Below are 14,975 nucleotides of genomic sequence, written 5' to 3'. Positions count from 1 at the left end.
AGGCTAACCGTATTAGCGAGCGTAAAAATGAGAAATCTACTGATTTTCTGTGGTTTTTTACTGCTTGGCACAGCGTGTAGTACTGATAAAAACAACAAAGAAGTACCAACCGTTCAACCAGCAGAACGCAAACCTGGTGGCGATACCACCGTTTCAACCTCTCCTTTCGTCAGCTTTGAGCGACCGGCTGCGAATCTGCCTGTCGAGCTGAAACCTGATTTTCATGCCGGTAAAGCGCTGGCCAACCAACCCTGGGTGAAAGCACCGACCATTACCACCATGCGCGATGGTTTAGGGCCACTGTATAACGCCCGCACCTGCCTGATGTGCCATATCAAAGGGGGTAAAGGATTTGTTCCTGACTCCGGCGAGATTCCGGTATTAAGCTCTCTGGTACGTTTAAGTGTTCCGGGCGACGCCAGCGAGCACGAAGGTGTTGTACCACACCCGGTTTATGGTGATCAGGTTCAGGGACAATCGACGTCGCTGGCTCACCAGTTACGCCACTCGCAAAAAGATAACGATAAGCTAAAACACGATATAGCCCCGGAAGCCTATGTATTTATCGATTGGCAAATCTCAGAATTCCATTACCCGGACGGCAATCGCGTTACCCTGAGAAAACCGCAATTACGCTTTGAAAAACTGGGTTATGGCGAGCTCGGCGATAATACCATGACCAGCCTGCGCGTTGCTCCTGCTATTCACGGCATGGGATTACTTGAGTTAATTCCACAGCAGGATATCGACGCTCTGGTAGATGAGGATGATTCAAACAAAGACGGTATTTCCGGACGAATTAATTACGTCTGGGACATCGAGAAAAAACAAACCGTCGCAGGTCGATTTGGTCTGAAATCCAACAAAGCGTCCATCAAAATGCAGGTTGCCGGTGCCTTTAATGGCGACGTTGGTATCAGTACTACTCTGTTTCCAAATCAACCGTGTAGCCCTGAACAATCCGCGTGTTTGAGTGCACCAACCGGTAACGACGTACAAAATGTCGAACTGGCAGATGATTTATTGGATCTGGTAGTGAATTTCAACCGTAACCTGGCGCCGGTTGCCCGTCGCAACGCTAATGACCCTCAGGTATTACAAGGCCGGACCCATTTCTATCAGGCAGGCTGTCACCAGTGTCATAACCCGAGTTTTGTCACCGCAGAAAGTGAAGAACGTCCGCACCTGGGAGAACAAACCATCTGGCCCTATACCGATTTACTGATTCACGATATGGGCCCGGATCTGGCCGATGGCCGACCAGACTTTGAAGCATCCGGCTCAGAGTGGCGCACTGCTCCGTTATGGGGAGTAGGTGTACTGGAACAGGTCAATGGCAGTAAAGCACTATTACACGATGGCCGGGCACAAACCATTGAAGAAGCAATTTTATGGCACGGCGGTGAAGCCGAAACAGCAAAATCGCGCTTCGTACAGTTTGAAGAAGCCCAGCGGGAAGCGTTAATTGCGTTCGTTAAATCACTGTAAAGTTGATTTAGAGACGACATTTAAAAGACATCGGACTGGTACAATTCCGGCCCGCTTTATCTTTGGAAACTTTATTTCGTTATGACAAATGATCAAAGTCGCCGCCACTTTCTGAAGTCGATGACACTGGCTGGTTTTATGCTGCCAGGTCTTGGCGTAAGTGCAGGTGCCGGTATTTGGCAAGCGCATAAACAATCCAGACCAGATCAGTATGAGCGTTGGATCACTGCGCAGGGAAAAACACCTGAGCAATACGGCATGGGAGCAATCAGCCCGATTCAGGCTGATGCCATCAACGTCTCCAGTAATTTTCGTGGCCATGGTATCTGCCAGCACCCAACACAGCAGCACAAGGTTGTAATGGTATCGCGCCGTCCCGGTACTGTCGGCCTGGAAGTGGATTTACTCAGCGGTGAAAGCCGCGAATTTCACAGCCCGGCCAACCATCATATGCAGGGGCATGGTGCGTTCAGTGCCGATGGCAATTTATTATTCACCAGTGAATCGGATTTCCAATCCGGTGCCGGAAAAATTATTGTCCGGGATACCCACAACTATAACGTTGTGGCTGAATATTCCAGCTATGGCATCGGTCCACACGAAATTAAGCGTATGCCGGATAACACAACTCTGGCCATTGCCAATGGCGGATTGTTAACGCATCCGGAGAGCGGCCGGAAAGTCCTGAACCTGGACTCGATGCGTTCAACACTGAGTTATATCGACATTAATTCCGGCGAGTTAATCAGTGAACACCAGGTGCCGGAAGACAAAGCCAGTATTCGTCACTTTGATATCGCGGCAGATGGCACCGTCGCTTTTGGCATGCAGATTCAGCGCCGCGCCATGTCGGATAATCATCTGGTGCCACTGGCCGGTGTGCATAAACCCGGAAAAGATATTGAGTTATTACAGGCGCCGGAAAGCTTAACTGTCGCTTTAAACGATTATATGGGCAGTGTTGCTGTCGATTCTCACAATCGCCTGGCAGCCTTTACCAGCCCGCGTGGAGACCTGGCCATGTTCTGGCATCTGGACGATTTGTCGTTACAGGGATACCACAAATTCCATGACGTATGTGGCCTGGCTTTAAATGCAAATGGCAGTCACTTTGTGCTGTCAAATTCAGCCGGTAAGTTACGTCAGATAAATACCAAAACTCTTCAGGAAGATCGCGATCTGCGCCTCGATTTTCCTGCCATGGCCTGGGACAACCATATGATGTCCGTACGGTTAACCAGTTAAATGTCAGGTAATATTATGTTGAAACACACTTCAAAATTAATTGCGACTGTTACCACCGCAACGTTACTAAGTTCTTGTGGTTCTGAGTCCAGTACCCGAACTATTGAATACTCAGGCCTGAATCAGGCGCTTAGCCAGGTCATTACTCTGGTCGTAGAGCCTGCGGCAACAAATTTTTTAAACCAGACCAGACAACTGGATAGCCTCAGTAATGCATTTTGTAGCACAACTACTGAGCCGAATCTTTTGGCGGTACAAAACCAGTGGAAGGCAACCGCAAAATCCTGGTACGAATTATTGCCCTACAATTTCGGGCCAATGATTAATGACGAAGTCCTGCCTGAATATATCTTTATTGATTCTCTCAGACTGCGAGGCACAAACTATACGCAGACAGTCCGTAACGATATTGACTCCATGCTGGCAGCGAGTAATGCGTTAACGGACACAACATTCAGAAATAAAAACTTTCAGTTTGTTGGCTTGCTTGCTACTGAACTGGCGGTTTTTGAACGCGCTAGTGACCACGATAAAGAAATCGGAAACATCTTATCCGATTTCACCACCCAATCCCGAAAATGCCAGATATTACAGGGCTATACAGGGCAACTTGTGGCACGTGCGGAAAATATCTCTAACGGCTGGAGCAGTAACTACCAGAATACAGGCTCCAGTTACCGTAACTTATTGCTCAGTGGTGGCCTGAGTCAGATCGCCGGAGAAGACAGCAGCAGCACCAGTGCAAAGTTAATTACATCAACAAACGAATATATGGATTACGTTCATAAACGTACCATCGTTAACGATGTGGCCGTGGTGTCTGGTTACACCTGGAACCTGATGTTAGCAGGTCTGGAATCCTTTGAACGAATGGTCGAAGGCAGCGCAGCAGGTACAACTGAAAGTTTTGCCAATATTCTGGAAAAAAATGCAGCAAATGATTTAACGGTTATTCGTAATAATATTGCGACAACCAAAACAGCGATCAGTGAGCAAAACGCAACCAACTTCTATGCTGCTACGTTGGCACTGGATGGTAATATTAAACGTGAGTTAAAGGATGGTCTGGGTATCGACGTGGGCCTGAACTTTTCTGACGGTGACTAAAATCAGTCTGATTAACGTCTTCTGAAAATAACCCGAAGCGGCTTGCCACTTCGGGTTATTTTTTATCGGTCTCACAAGAAACTCTACCTATCAGAACAACGTCATCTGCTGCCCTGCCATTTCAGCAAAGCTTTCACCGGTAAAATGAAAAATGGCATCAGCTACCGGCAGCATTTGTTTTTCCAGATAGTGACCGTAATCCACAGCAGCATCATCTACTTCAATGGGTTGCGGGCCATTCTGACAAATACGATACTCAATCCAGCCGCCACGTTCGGCAAATCGTGCGGGTAATCCCTGAAGTCGTCGCCAGGTTTCCAGTTTGGCTGCCGCCTGGGCATGTGGAGGAATATTTTTCTGATACGCAGCCAGAGGCCGACGTAAACGTTTTCGGTAAATCAGCTGTTCGTCTAATTCACCGGCAATCAAAGCTTTCACCTGTTGTTTAACCCAGTCACGATATGGCTGTTTAAAAAACACCCGGCGGTATAACTCTTTCTGAAAATTACGGGCTAACAGTGTCCAGTCGGTTCTTACGGCTTCCAGTCCCTTAAAGACCATTTCAGCATCACCAGTCAGACGATTCTCAATCAGCCCGGCATAGCGCTTTTTACTGCCGGTTTCTTCACCACGAATCGATGGCATAAAAAACTGCTGGTAGTGAGTTTCATATTCCATTTCCAGATAGCTCTGAATACCAAATTCACGCTGCAGACGCTCTTGCCACCATCCGTTCAGCTCGCTCACCAGGTGCTTGCCGATTTCATCTGCCTGCACGGAACTGACCGATTGCTTTAGCCAGACAAATACCGAGTCGGTATCGCCATAAATAACGTCATAGCCCTGTTGTTCGATCCACTGGCTACTTTCCAGAATAATCTGATGGCCACGTTTAGTAATGGAACTGGATAAGCGGGTATCGTAAAAACGGCAGCCTTCCGACCCTAGCACGCCGTAGCAGGACGCCATAATGACTTTAATGGTTTGCGACAAAGGCTGGTTATTCTGTGCTTTGGCTTGCTCGCGCCATTCGCCAAGCTGACGAATTAAATCTGGTAAGACGTTTTTCTGTTTGTGAAAAACGCCATCAAAGAATCCATTCACTAATTGCTCATCGCTCTCGCCACACCATTTGGCTTTTAACCCCTCAACTAATCCCATCGGATCAATTTTGAAGGTGCGGATAATCGACGGATAAAGGCTTTTAAAATCCAGAACCAATACGTGTTCAAATAACCCGGGACGTGAATCCATCACATAACCACCCGGGCTTTTTTGTGCGTGGTAACCTTCTTCGATATTCGGTGCAACAAACCCCTGACGGTGCAAACGTGGTAAATAGAGGTTTTCAAAAGCGGCCACCGAACCACCCATACGGTCCATGGTCAGTCCGGTCATATGACTGCGTTCAATAGCAAAATTATACAGATCGGCTTTTTCGAAAATACGCCACACCAGCTCACAATCTTTCAGGTTGTAATCCGCCAGTGCTTTTTTATCTTCGATAAAAAGGTGCTCGATATCACCGCCACGATCGTCACCGTGGAGCAGTTTGCCGTCTCCGAGGAAATGACCGGCCACGGCATCCAGCGCAAAACTCTCGAACTGATACGTTGCATTCTTCAGCAGGTCGATACCATCTAATACAACCCGTCCGGCGATATGTAAAAAAATCCGGTCAATATTTTGTTTGCTGGCACGCCACGACAAATTCGATTGATCACGACCGATGGCAAAGTCGATTTTGTGTTCGATAAATTTGCGCCGTAAAAATCCGAAATCAAATTGGATAACGTTCCAGCCAATCATGACATCCGGATCATAATCCGCGATTATCTCGAGGAAACGTTTTAATAACGCCGCCTCATCAGCAACCAATTCAAGTTGCTTGTCCGACTGCTCAGGCTCACCAATCATTACAACGTGCTGAAAATCATCCGCGTAAAAGCCAATTGAAAATAACCGGTCTGGCTGTCCACGACGTGGGAAAGAGGTTTCAATATCGATGGATAACGCTTTTAAATCCGGCTGAAAGCGGGTGGGCTTAAAGCGCGCCTGATCAATCTGGCGATAACCAGTCGCGTTGCGTAACTCTCCTGAAATCAATGCAGCGCCATAAACAAAGCGCTCCATCAAAAAACGATCGGTAGGACGAACGTCCACTTCACGGCAGATAATACCCTGCTCTGCCAGAACATCGCGCCAGCGGTAAACATAATGATGTGGTAAATAGCAGGCTGCGGCGGGCTGAAAGTCGAACGATTGCATCGCCAGAGCTTCGACCCGAACCGGCCAGTTCAGAGTGTCGGCAACTTGTTGCGCCCGGGTTTGCTGTGCTGCATCGATAAAGCACACCGCGGCCTGCTCAACTTTGGTACGCAGCGGCCCGTCTGCGGTGCTCCACCAGAAACTCAGCCGGGTTTGTCCGGTTGCCGGGTCTTCATCCCAGGAAGAGGTTAATAAAAAGCCAGAAAGCACCGGATTCATGAAATTGTTTCTATACTGAACATCAGGCGGATAAGCCGCCCAGTTTAATTAAGGAGCACATTTATGACCACTCCCAGCATCAGCCAGGATCCAATGTATCAGATGCTGCGTCACGATGATGTCAGTGGATTTAACCAAGCCAGGGAGCAAGGCCAGCAATGCAACTTGCGCAACTGCGACCTGCGTGGCCTGGATTTGCGTAACCTTAATGTGGAAAACATGGATCTGACCGACGCTTACTTCCGTGGCGCCGACCTGCGCGGCATTGATTTTCGCAGCTGTGTTCTCGATGGTGCCAGCCTCGCAGACGCCAAAATCAGTGGCTGTTACTTTCCGGTTGAACTCTCGGCAGCAGAGATATTGTTATCAGTAACGCACGGTACCCGATTGCGCCATCCTGTTGAGAAATAGGGATTTTTTCCTGTCAGCTGTCGGCCGGTGGCAAATAACCTCGGCTTTCAGGTTCAAGCAAGCCAGCTTTTACGGTACATTGGGCTTAAAACGACTCCACTCCATCGCCACGAGCACCATGAGGGAAAAGCATGTACTTGCCGGGTAAAACATCCGATGCCGTCGAGCAACTGCTTCACAGACTGCGCCAGTTAACCACTGCATTACTTGAAGGCTTTGACCTGCAACAGGACTCGATCACCCTCGAAGGGGTCGAAAACCTCTACGAACTGTTCGATAAAGATCAGCTGTTTTTAGTTCAGGATGGCATGTTGCACTTCTGCAAGAACGGTCAGAATCTGGCCAGCTTTGATGAAGGCGACATTGTTGGCATCTCCGCCTCTTTTGATATGCCCGCGCCGGTTTTACGCTCGGACGAATACGTTGAACTCGTTCCAATCGATCGCGATCGCTTGTTGCGCCACATCTATTCCGATAAACGCCGCCAGCATTACTGGAGCCACTTCCTGGTCTGCCAGAATTCCCTGTTACTCGACTTCCTGTCTGACATGGTTAAAGACCAGGTTCGGCCAACCGCGGGTTTCCAGAATATCAGCGAAGGAGAAGTGATTATTGCCCAGGGGGATGCCGCTGAGCATGTGTACACCATCATCACCGGTGAAGCGGATGTTTTCGTCGATGATGTGAAAGTGGGTGAGATCGGCGAAGAAGAAGTCTTTGGCGCAATGGCTGTATTTACCAAAGAGCCACGTTCAGCCACAGTGATTGCCCGTACTCCCTGCACCATCATGGCAGTGCCGCAGGAAGATTTTATTTTGCTGATAGAAGCCCAGCCCCAGGCGGCAGTGAATCTGATTGAAAACCTGGCAAGGCGTATTACTGCACTGAATCAGCAACTGATCGAAAAACATTAATCTCGACTACCCATTCCCAAAGCCCGCTCTCTGCGGGCTTTTTTGTACAAATACGCAGTGACTTCTATAAAAATGTACCTTTTTACGCCATTGCTAAAAATAAATGAGAATCACTATTGATTTCATTAGTGAGAATCACTATTGTTTGCATATCGGCGTTAGAGATAGCGCTGAAGTTCACATCCAGACTCATCATCCGGATGGTGATCTCTCTCATCAAGCTAATCACGGTTGCTTGGCCGCTCCATTGGAGCGGCCGTTTTTTTATCTGCAGCTTATTAAAATCCCATCTTGTTTTAATACCAGCCTTAATTACGGCCAGCACGTCGTTGTTGCGTCCACGAATTCTTTCATCGTGTAATGATCAACTTTTGAACAACCATCAACCTAAATAACCTTTTTGAGAATATTTCTCATTTAATGCTTGCAGACCAAATGAGAATAGGTATTATTTACATATCGACGGCAGAGATGCCTTCGGTGTTCAGCATCCTTACTCATCATCTGGATGGTGATCTCTCTCATCAAGCTAATCACGGTTGTTTGCCCCTCTCTCTTCGGAGATGAGGGGCGTTTTTTTGCCTGTCTGAAACCCAATTCCTGATCTTAAAACCGGTTTCGCTAAGCACGCCATATCGATCAACAATTGACCAGCGGTAAATCTGAGCAATTTATTCGAGAATATTTCTCATTTAAAGCTTGCAACTCAAATGATAATGGTTATTATTTACACATCGACGCCAGAGATGGCATCGGTGTTCAGCATCCTGACTCATCATCTGGATGGTGATCTCTCTCATCAAGCTAATCACGGTTGCTTTGCCCCTCTCTCTTCGGAGTTGAGGGGCGCTTTTTTATCTGCCATCAGCACATCGCAATTCAGATCAGATCCAGCTTAAAACACCTTGCTCCAAACGTGTCTCAACCTGAAAAACATCACTGACTTTTTCCGCTGTAAGTACTTGTTCCGGTGCACCATCTGCGGTCATCTGACCACATGACAGCATTAAAACCCGGTCGGCGTAGCGCAACGCCAGGTTCAGATCGTGCACCACCATCAGTACCGCTTTGCCTTCTGCTTTCAGCTGCTGAACGCGCTGAATACACTGACGCTGATGACGCAAATCGAGCGCACTTAGTGGCTCATCCAACAGCCACAAGCAACTTTCCGCCTGATGCACCTGTATCCAGCTGCGGGCGAGCTGCGTACGCTGTTGTTCGCCGCCGGATAACAAACGTACTTCCTGATCAGCCAGATATTCAATATCCCAGTCGCTTAGAGCCTTAGCGGTTGCATCACGCAGTGTGACGACAGACTGGCTGTGGGCCAAACCTCCCAACTCAACCACTTCCCGAACACTTAACGGAAAACCCATCTGGCTTAACTGAGGCACCAGCGTGATGTGCCTGGCCCACTCTTCTCGGGTCCAGCCCGAGGAGTTTTGTTCGGCAATGGTCACGGAGCCGGTGTCTGGACTGTTCAGTCCTGCTAACAGACTCAGCAAAGTCGATTTACCAACACCGTTGGGCCCAACCAGCATGGTTAGCTCGCCTGCATTCAGGTCGAAACTGATATCCCGCAAAATATCGGCTTTGCCTTTTCTGAGGCCGAGACCAGAAGCCGTTAACACGACACCGGATTTTTGGCCTGGAGTTACCATGACAAACGCCTCTTCTCACGTAATAACAGACTGATAAAAACAGGCGCTCCCAACAGCGTGGTGACAATGCCAATTGGCATTTCTGCCGGAGCAACGATGGTGCGCGCCAATGCATCGGCTGCGACCAGAAGACAACCTCCGATAACAACGGCCAAAGGTAATACCCGCTGGTGCGCCGCACCGGTTAACAACCGGGCGATGTGGGGGCTGATTAAACCGACAAAACCAATCACACCACTGGCAGACACAGCGATCGCCACCATCAACGCAACCCAGATCACTGCTCGCCATTGCATTTGAGTGACAGACACACCCAATGAGCGGGCTTCTACTTCTCCCAGCAATAACGCATCCAGCTGGCGCAGGCGTTTTGGCCAATACAACAAAGCAGCAACCAGCACACCTGCAAGCGCGCTGATCCAATACCAATTGGCACCGGATAAACTGCCCAGTGACCAGAAGGTAATCTGGCGCAATGCACTGTCACTGGCCATATAAGACAGCAAACCAATTAACGCGTGGGCCAACACATTAATTGCGATACCTGCGAGAACCAGAAAGCTCATGGCGTGCATCGAAGCGCCACTCAATCCCATGCGCATCACTACCATCAGGGCAAACATACCACCGAAAAATGCCATGGCCGGTTGCAGCCATAGTGGTAGCGGCATGGTGGAGCTGATCACCACAAAAACAGCCGCAGCAACCGCTGCACCACCAGACACACCAATCAGGCCCGGGTCGGCTAGCGGGTTGCGTACCACCCCCTGGATCAGCACACCGGCCCACGCCAGTGCAGCACCAATCAGAAACGCCATCAGTACGCGGGGTAAACGAATATGCAGCAGAATGGTTTGACCGGCATCTGCCTCCAACAGCCAGTTAAGACTCTGACTGCCCGACAACACACCCAGAATCAGAAACAGCACGGGTAGCACCAGACATAAGGGCAAGATATGCTGACGGCGAATTAAAGCAGATTGGCTCAATACCAGGTCCTTAAAACATTAGGTCTCTGGCCACAGCAGCAATCACCAGAATAAGGCCAGACAGATGACAAATTGGCAGACATTGTGCCACATCGACGCAATAGCGGAAGGACAGAGTAAAGGCTTCGAGACAGAAGGCCAGGCGATATTTGTCGTACGACAGGGAACTCAATATCACGTCTACCACAATTCCTGCCCTCACCTGGGCATTAACCTCGAGTGGCAGGACGACCAGTTTCTCGATATGGATGGTCAGTTAATTCAGTGTGCGATGCACGGCGCGTTATTTTTGATTGATACCGGGATGTGTATAGCGGGCCCTTGCCAGGGACAAAGGCTCAAGGTGGTTGAGCACAGAATTAATAATGGGCAACTGGAGGTAAGTTTGGGTTAAACCTGAGCCTCCTGACGTCAGAAGTGCATCACTTTTCAGCCACCGAATCGAAGGTACATCCATGTACCTGCGATTCTACCGCGACATCCTGTCGCTGCTTCATAAAAGTGATGAACTCCTGAAGTTTGAATGGGATGCTATTTATTCAGCTTCTCTTCAATATTTTCTTTCAGATCACCAACAGTATCTTCAAGCAGATCAGAGCCCGCATCTTTCATCTGATCCAGCAGAGAATCAGACTTAAACGGATTCGAGAAAGGGTCGCGATCATTCATCACGTTGTACATCACAGCACCACCAGCAGCGGCACCAATAATCAGAACCAATAACGTACGTTTCATAAAATTTCCTTTTACACTGTTTAGAACGCTCAGGGGTGACCCTAAAGCAGAACCGGAATACGGCGCTGAATCGCCATGCCGTTTTCTCCGAAGTCTACCCGATAGGCTAATACTTCAACACCCTGTGCCACCACTTCACGCAACGCCTGACCATATTTCGGATCGATTTCATCCGCCGGGCGTACCCGCTCAATACCTTCGTGCGACACACAGAACAATAACACGGCGCGATAACCTTGCTGATGCAGAGCTAATAAGCGTTTCAGATGTTTTAAACCACGATCGGTTTTGGCATCCGGGAAAGAACCGATACCAGCGCTATCTCCTGAAGAATCATCCAGAAGGGTCACACTTTTCACTTCAACATAGGCTTTGTGCTGAGGTGTATCCGAATCATCCTGATGTAACAGGAAATCCAACCTGCCGTCTTCGACTTTGGGCTCCCCCTGAACACGGCTGTAATCCGTCAGCTCTGAAATGACGTTATTTTCCAGCGCTTCTGCCACCAGCTGATTGGCACGGGCAGTATTGATACAGGCTTTAAACTGTTCCTGAACACCAACCCATTCCCAGCTGTACTGATATTTGCGTTTCGGATTCTGACTATCCGATAACCACACTGGCCAGCCCGGCTCAGCGCAGTTTTTCATCGAGCCGGTATTCGGGCAATGTACGGTAATTTCCGAACCATCTTGGAGACGCACATCCGCTAAAAAGCGTTTATAACGCTTGATGAGTTCGCCTTTAATTAATGGCAAATCATACTGCATAACCGTTACTTCCCCTGGCGTTTTTGTAGCCAGTCGGCAAGACGTTCAACCGCTTCTTTTAACCGCGGCAATTCCGTCGTAAAGGCAAAGCGCACGTGGGTATTGGCCTGATATTCACCAAAATCAATACCCGAAGTAAAGGCTACACCGGTTGCTTTTAACGCCTCAGAACAAAACTCCAGACTGTTATCCGTGAATCGACTGGCATCGGCGTAAATATAGAAAGCACCTTCGGGTTTAACCGGAATTTCAAAGCCAAGCTCTGGCAGTGCTGTTAATAAATAATCCCGACGCTGCTGTAACTCCTGACGACGCTGTTCATAAATTGCCATGGCATCATCATCAAACGCAGCCAACGCTGCAAACTGTGCGGGTGTTGGTGGTGCCAGGAATAAATTCTGAGCCAGAGTATCCATGGTTGGTACCCAGCTCTCCGGCACAACACACCAACCCAGACGCCAGCCAGTCATGCCAAAAAACTTGGAAAAACTGTTAAGAACAACGGCATCATCGGCGACAGATAATACGGTTTGAGGCTCGCTGTCGTAATTGAGTCCCTGATAAATTTCGTCGACCCACAGCTCTCCCTGACCATGCTGTTCACGCTTTTGTCGTACAGAGTCAGACAAAGCGGCCAATTCATCCAGAGATAAGACGGTACCGGTCGGATTCGCCGGGCTCGCTACCAGGGCTACCTTGGTATTTGCCTGCCAGTGTTGAGCAATCAGTTCTGGCGTCAGCTGATATTTACTCTCCGGGCCAGAAGGAACCAGCTGCCCGTGAGACTCAAACGTACGGGCAAAATGACGATTACAGGGATAGCCCGGATCCGCCAATAGCAGACCATCTTTCACTTCCAGTCGCGCCGCACTTAACAGCAATAAAGCACCGGACGCACCGGGCGTTAGCACAATTCGCTGCGGGCTGACGTTCACACCAAAACGACTGTGATAATAAGACGCTATTTTTTCCCGCAACTGCGGTAATCCCAGAGCTGGCGTATATTTGGTGTTACCGGCCTGCATGGCTGTGACTGCTGCATCCACCATCGGTTGAGCCGTAGAGAAATCCGGCTCGCCCACTTCCAGATGAATAATATCTTTGCCCTCGGCCTGCATGGCCTGAGCTTCAGCCAGAATGGCCATCACCTGAAAAGGCTGTATTTCTTGACTGCGTTGAGTGGAATTTGCCATACGAAGGTACTACTTTAGTCAGATAAAGACAGGGGAAACCGCGTGAGGGCGCATATTGTGCCAGAAGAAATGTTAACCGTAATCAAATTCAGCGCAGAAACAGTTGGCGCTGACGATGTTATCTGCTAATTTCCCCGCCTTGTCATTTGGAGCGCCCCTCACAAGTAGCGCATGAGGCGCATGAGGCGCATGGACTTGAATTACCGGTTAACCGGGTTACCAGGTGAGGCAGTAAAACCATGCCAGATAGTAAAGAATTTGCTCTGACCAACTTCACGCCGTACGAAGCGGCTGAAGGCGAAGAGTATATGAACGAAGCTCAGCAAGCTCACTTCACCAGCATTCTCCGCAACTGGAAGCAGGAGTTAATGGAAGAAGTGGATCGCACCAAAGAGCACATGCAAACCGAGTTAAACAACTACGCCGATCCTAACGATCGCGCCAGCCAGGAAGAAGAATTCAACCTGGAACTGCGTACTCGTGATCGTGAGCGTAAGCTGATTAAGAAAATCGATAAGACGCTGGATCTGATCGACGCGGGTGATTACGGCTACTGTGATGCTTGTGGTATCGAGATTGGCATCCGTCGTCTGGAAGCACGTCCAACCGCCGACCTGTGTATCGATTGTAAAACTCTGGCTGAAATCAAAGAGAAGCAGCTGGGCGTTTAATACAGTCTTAATAAGAATTTCGGCTGCATTGTTTTTCAGCCGCCGGATCGGACGGCACTTCCCTGTGCCGGCGATCCTAACGCGACTGCTCATTCAGTACATCCATGTACTTCACCCTTCGGGCAGATACGCTGTGCAAAAAATTGCAATCCTGCTTTTTTGTGTCGCTATGAAAAACAGTTCAACCGACATTCCGAGGCTTACTGATTCGGCATTAATATGTCTTCTTCCTATATCGGCCGTTTCGCCCCCTCTCCTACCGGACCATTACACTTCGGCTCTTTATTAGCCGCGCTTGCCAGTTACCTCGATGCACGCAGCCAGAATGGCCAATGGCTAGTTCGAATCGAAAATCTCGACCCTCCCCGGGAAGATCCTAATGCTGCCGATCAGATTCTGAATATTCTTGATACCTACCAGCTTCATTGGGACGGCGAAGTGCGCTATCAGAGCCAGCGCAATCAAGCCTATCTGGAAATCCTCAATCGCCTGAAACGTTCAAACCATGCCTTTCCTTGTGGTTGCTCACGTAAACAGTTGGCAGGTCAACTTCACAACGGTATGTGTCAGCTGCCAGAGCATCTGCATCAAAGCGGCGATTACGCCTGGCGCTTTTGTGTCGGACGTGGACAGCGCAGCTTTATCGATGGCCTTCAGGGGGAGTATCGCGAATCACTGGAAAACGACATCGGTGATTTTGTGGTGAAGCGCCGTGACGGCCCCTGGTCGTATCAGTTAGCCGTAGTCACCGACGACGCCGATCAGAACGTCACTCATGTGGTGCGTGGTATCGATCTTATCGACTCCACCATTCGCCAGCAGTGTTTACAGCAAGCTCTGGATTTCCCGATACCGCATTATTCTCATATCCCGGTTGCGGTTGAGAGTAACGGCCAGAAGCTCAGCAAACAGAACCTGGCCACCGCTCTGCAACCGGATGAGTCCGGTAACACGCTTTGGGATGCCTTGCTGTGGTTGCGCCAATCTCCACCCGCCGACCTGAGAAACAGCGGTAATGAAGCCGTATTAAAGTGGGCAATCACTCACTGGCAACGTCAGGCACTGGCCGGAATCAAAGAAAACCCCGCACCACTGGATTTTTTGCGCCACAATTAAGCCCAACCAATAACCAGAATTCGGTCAGACTGGCCAATATGCTAATCTGCTGCGTTTTAGACTTCGTATGATCTGAAGGCGTGAAGTCTGATTTCCTTTTATAGCAGCAACAGGACGTTGCGGAAGGGTCGCCAGCACAGGGATTTGCTGTCCGACCCGGCGAATGAAAGTAAATCGGGCTTTACGGC

15 protein-coding genes are annotated in these 14,975 nt (G+C 49.2%); 8 read left to right on the top strand and 7 right to left on the bottom strand.

The window, feature by feature from the left end:
• Positions 1-27: 27 nt before the first annotated feature.
• The 3 genes from ACOQOZ_RS17590 to ACOQOZ_RS17580 all read left to right on the top strand — a co-directional run bounded on the left by ACOQOZ_RS17590 (position 28) and on the right by ACOQOZ_RS17580 (position 3,840).
• Positions 28-1,488 carry a di-heme oxidoredictase family protein gene (locus ACOQOZ_RS17590; protein ID WP_420589456.1) on the top strand — a complete coding sequence of 487 codons (1,461 nt, stop codon included), beginning with the start codon at positions 28-30 and terminating at the stop codon, positions 1,486-1,488.
• Between the two features lie 81 nt (positions 1,489-1,569).
• Positions 1,570-2,733, top strand: coding sequence for a DUF1513 domain-containing protein (locus ACOQOZ_RS17585; RefSeq protein ID WP_420589455.1), 1,164 nt, complete (start codon positions 1,570-1,572; stop codon positions 2,731-2,733).
• Positions 2,734-2,748: 15 nt separating this feature from the next.
• The gene (locus tag ACOQOZ_RS17580; protein WP_420589454.1) at positions 2,749-3,840 is read left to right on the top strand and encodes an imelysin family protein; all 1,092 of its coding nucleotides are present in this window, start codon (positions 2,749-2,751) and stop codon (positions 3,838-3,840) included.
• 90 nt (positions 3,841-3,930) lie between these two features.
• On the opposite strand, the gene ACOQOZ_RS17575 is transcribed toward ACOQOZ_RS17580, so the two are convergent.
• The gene (locus tag ACOQOZ_RS17575) at positions 3,931-6,327 is read right to left on the bottom strand and encodes a DNA polymerase II (RefSeq protein WP_420589453.1); all 2,397 of its coding nucleotides are present in this window, start codon (positions 6,325-6,327) and stop codon (positions 3,931-3,933) included.
• 63 nt (positions 6,328-6,390) lie between these two features.
• On the opposite strand from ACOQOZ_RS17575, the gene ACOQOZ_RS17570 reads away from it, so the two are divergent.
• Both ACOQOZ_RS17570 and ACOQOZ_RS17565 read left to right on the top strand, forming a co-directional pair.
• Entirely contained in the window at positions 6,391-6,738 is a 348-nt protein-coding gene (locus ACOQOZ_RS17570) for a pentapeptide repeat-containing protein (RefSeq protein WP_420589452.1), read from the top strand.
• 131 nt (positions 6,739-6,869) lie between these two features.
• A complete protein-coding gene (locus ACOQOZ_RS17565) occupies positions 6,870-7,652 on the top strand; it encodes a cyclic nucleotide-binding domain-containing protein (RefSeq protein ID WP_420589451.1) in 783 nt (260 codons plus the stop codon).
• A gap of 82 nt (positions 7,653-7,734) precedes the next feature.
• Here ACOQOZ_RS17565 and ACOQOZ_RS17560 read toward each other — a convergent pair whose 3' ends face one another.
• From ACOQOZ_RS17560 to ACOQOZ_RS17550, 3 genes are all read right to left on the bottom strand, one after another.
• Positions 7,735-7,977: a hypothetical protein gene (locus ACOQOZ_RS17560; RefSeq protein ID WP_420589450.1), complete on the bottom strand. Its 243-nt coding sequence runs from the start codon at positions 7,975-7,977 to the stop codon at positions 7,735-7,737.
• Between the two features lie 559 nt (positions 7,978-8,536).
• Positions 8,537-9,313, bottom strand: coding sequence for an ATP-binding cassette domain-containing protein (locus ACOQOZ_RS17555; RefSeq protein WP_420589449.1), 777 nt, complete (start codon positions 9,311-9,313; stop codon positions 8,537-8,539).
• The gene (locus ACOQOZ_RS17550) at positions 9,307-10,302 is read right to left on the bottom strand and encodes a FecCD family ABC transporter permease (protein ID WP_420589448.1); all 996 of its coding nucleotides are present in this window, start codon (positions 10,300-10,302) and stop codon (positions 9,307-9,309) included. The genes ACOQOZ_RS17555 and ACOQOZ_RS17550 overlap by 7 nt, the downstream gene beginning before the upstream one ends.
• A gap of 64 nt (positions 10,303-10,366) precedes the next feature.
• Between ACOQOZ_RS17550 and ACOQOZ_RS17545 the strand changes: the two genes are divergently transcribed.
• Positions 10,367-10,696 (top strand): Rieske (2Fe-2S) protein, encoded by a 330-nt coding sequence (locus tag ACOQOZ_RS17545; protein ID WP_420589447.1) that lies wholly within the window; start codon positions 10,367-10,369, stop codon positions 10,694-10,696.
• 137 nt (positions 10,697-10,833) lie between these two features.
• Here the strand turns inward: ACOQOZ_RS17545 and ACOQOZ_RS17540 are convergent, their stop codons facing one another.
• Genes ACOQOZ_RS17540 through ACOQOZ_RS17530 form a run of 3 tightly spaced genes read right to left on the bottom strand, consistent with a single transcriptional unit; the run spans position 10,834 to position 13,000 of the window.
• Entirely contained in the window at positions 10,834-11,037 is a 204-nt protein-coding gene (locus tag ACOQOZ_RS17540; RefSeq protein ID WP_420589446.1) for a hypothetical protein, read from the bottom strand.
• Between the two features lie 41 nt (positions 11,038-11,078).
• The gene (sfsA, locus tag ACOQOZ_RS17535) at positions 11,079-11,807 is read right to left on the bottom strand and encodes a DNA/RNA nuclease SfsA (RefSeq protein WP_420589445.1); all 729 of its coding nucleotides are present in this window, start codon (positions 11,805-11,807) and stop codon (positions 11,079-11,081) included.
• Between the two features lie 5 nt (positions 11,808-11,812).
• Positions 11,813-13,000, bottom strand: coding sequence for a pyridoxal phosphate-dependent aminotransferase (locus ACOQOZ_RS17530; protein ID WP_420589444.1), 1,188 nt, complete (start codon positions 12,998-13,000; stop codon positions 11,813-11,815).
• 239 nt (positions 13,001-13,239) lie between these two features.
• On the opposite strand from ACOQOZ_RS17530, the gene dksA reads away from it, so the two are divergent.
• Together dksA and gluQRS are read left to right on the top strand one after the other, a co-directional pair.
• A complete protein-coding gene (dksA, locus tag ACOQOZ_RS17525) occupies positions 13,240-13,671 on the top strand; it encodes an RNA polymerase-binding protein DksA (RefSeq protein ID WP_420589443.1) in 432 nt (143 codons plus the stop codon).
• A gap of 219 nt (positions 13,672-13,890) precedes the next feature.
• A complete protein-coding gene (gluQRS, locus tag ACOQOZ_RS17520) occupies positions 13,891-14,787 on the top strand; it encodes a tRNA glutamyl-Q(34) synthetase GluQRS (RefSeq protein ID WP_420589442.1) in 897 nt (298 codons plus the stop codon).
• Positions 14,788-14,975 lie beyond the last annotated feature (188 nt).

It is taken from the genome of Bacterioplanoides sp. (assembly GCF_965219715.1).
GTDB lineage: Bacteria > Pseudomonadota > Gammaproteobacteria > Pseudomonadales > Oceanobacteraceae > Bacterioplanoides.
The sequence above is the reverse complement of the archived record's forward strand: the minus strand, read 5'-3'. Positions and strand labels throughout refer to the sequence as shown.